This is a genomic window from Klebsiella sp. MS 92-3, from assembly GCF_000195655.1.
GTDB classification, from domain to species: domain Bacteria; phylum Pseudomonadota; class Gammaproteobacteria; order Enterobacterales; family Enterobacteriaceae; genus Klebsiella; species Klebsiella pneumoniae.
This window is the reverse complement of sequence record NZ_GL882709.1, coordinates 2,508-5,015: the sequence shown is the minus strand read 5'-3', so window position 1 is coordinate 5,015 and position 2,508 is coordinate 2,508. Positions and strand designations below refer to the sequence as shown.

1 protein-coding gene is annotated in these 2,508 nt (G+C 66.2%); it reads left to right on the top strand.

From position 1 onward, the window contains the following. The coding region (locus tag HMPREF9538_RS26310; RefSeq protein ID WP_009483827.1) for an efflux RND transporter permease subunit at nucleotides 1–2,438 on the top strand (2,438 nt) is incomplete at its 5' end. Between the last annotated feature and the right edge of the window lie 70 nt (nucleotides 2,439–2,508).

Here is a 2,508-nt window from a genome sequence, read left to right as displayed (position 1 = left end):
GGGGGGGCCCCCCGCCGGTATTTAACGGCCAGCAGCAGACGCTGACCATCAACGGGCTGGGGCGTCTGAACGAGGCGGCCAGCTTTGGCGAGATTATCCTCCGCCGCGGCGCGCAGGGGCAGCTGGTGCGCCTCGCCGACGTGGCGACCATTGAGCTGGGCGCCCGCAGCTACAGCTCCGGCGCCCAGCTGAACGGTAAAGCGTCGGCCTATCTGGGGATCTATCCGACGCCCACCGCCAACGCCCTGCAGGTCGCCAGCGCAGTGCGTGCGGAGCTTAACCGCCTGCACACTCGCTTTCCGGCGGATCTCACCTGGGAGGTGAAGTTCGATACCACCCGCTTTGTGGCGGCGACGATCAAAGAGATCGGCGTCTCGCTGGCGCTGACCCTGCTGGCGGTGGTCGTGGTGGTGTCGCTGTTTTTGCAGAGCTGGCGGGCGACGCTGATCGTAGTGCTGGCGATCCCGGTGTCACTGATCGGCACCTTTGCGGTGCTCTATCTGCTGGGCTACAGCGCCAACACCCTCAGCCTGTTCGCGATCATTCTCGCCCTGACGATGGTGGTGGATGACGCCATTGTGGTGGTGGAGAATGTGGAAACCAAAATGGCGGAAGGGCTGGATCGCCTGCAGGCCACCGCCCAGGCGCTGCGGCAGATCGCCGGGCCGGTGATCGCCACGACCCTGGTGCTGCTGGCGGTGTTTGTGCCGGTGGCGCTGCTCCCGGGGATCGTCGGCGAGCTGTACCGGCAGTTTGCCGTGACGCTCTCCACCGCGGTGGCCCTGTCGAGCCTGGTGGCGTTAACCCTGACCCCGGCCCTCTGCGCGCTGCTGCTGCGCCCGCGTCCCGCCCGGCCGGCGGCGGTGTGGCGGGCGTTTAACCGTCTTCTCGACGGCACCCGCGACGGCTATGGCCGGCTGGTCGGCTGGATGAACCGCCGCCCCTGGCTGGCGCTGGCGGCGACGGTGGCGGCAGGCGCGCTGGTGGCGTTCAGCTTCACCTCGATGCCGAAAGGCTTCCTGCCGCAGGAAGATCAGGGTTACCTGTTTGCCAGCGTGCAGCTGCCGGAGGCGGCGTCGCTGGAGCGTACCGAAGCGGTGATGGCCCAGGCGCGTAAACTGCTGATGGCTAACCCGGCGGTGGAGGATGTGATTCAGGTGTCCGGGTTCAACATTCTCAACGGCACCAGCGCCTCTAACGGCGGGTTTATCTCGGTAATGCTCAAGGACTGGCATCAGCGGCCGCCGCTGGATGCGGTGATGGCGGATATTCAGCGCCAGCTGCTGTCGCTACCCGAGGCGACGATCATGACCTTCGCGCCGCCGACCCTGCCGGGCCTGGGCAATGCCTCGGGGTTTGATCTGCGCATCATGGCGCAGGCTGGTCAGTCGTCGGCGGAGCTGGAGCAGGTGACGCGGGAGATCCTCCAGCTGGCGAACCAGCATCCGCAGCTGAGCCGGGTGTTTACCACCTGGAGCAGCAACGTGCCGCAGCTGACCCTGACGGTCGACCGCGACCGGGCGGCGCTGCTGGATGTGCCGGTGGCGCAGATCTTCAGCAGCCTGCAGACGGCGTTCGGCGGCACGCGCGCCGGCGATTTCAGCCGTAACAATCGTGTCTATCATGTGGTGATGCAAAATGAGATGCAGTGGCGTGAGCGGGCTGAGCAGATTAGCGAGCTGTACGTCCGCAGCCGCGACGGCGAGCGGGTGCGGCTGAGCAATCTGGTCACCATTACGCCGACGGTGGGGGCGCCGTTTATTCAGCAGTACAATCAGTTCCCGTCCGTGTCGGTGAGCGGTTCAGCGGCCGAGGGGGTCAGCAGCCGCACGGCGATGGCGGCCATGGAGCAGATTTTGCAGGCCCATCTGCCGCCGGGATATGACTATGCCTGGAGCGGGATCTCCTGGCAGGAGCAGCAGACCGGCAATCAGGCGGTGTGGATCGTGCTGGCGGCGGTGGCGATGGCGTGGCTGTTCCTGGTGGCGCAGTATGAGAGCTGGACGCTGCCGGCGAGCGTCATGCTCTCGGTGCTGTTCGCCATCGGCGGAGCGCTGCTCTGGCTGTGGACCGCGGGCTATGCCAACGATGTGTATGTTCAGATAGGGCTGGTGCTGCTGATCGCCCTGGCGGCGAAGAATGCGATTCTGATCGTTGAGTTCGCCCGCAGCCGGCGCGAGGAGGGGCTGTCGATAGTCGACGCTGCGCGCGAGGGGGCTACCCGCCGCTTCCGCGCGGTAATGATGACCGCGGTGTCGTTTATTATCGGCATCATGCCGATGATGCTCGCCACCGGCGCCGGGGCGCAGAGCCGGCGGATCATCGGCACCACGGTGTTCAGTGGGATGCTGGTGGCGACGATGGTTGGCATCCTGTTTATCCCGTCGCTGTATGTACTGTTTCAGCGTATGCGCGAGTGGGCGCATCGGCGGGGGTAAGCGCGGCGCTACCGGTCGGTAACGGGGATACTCCAGGCTGCAACGACTACCGGGCGGTCCCCCCCCCCCC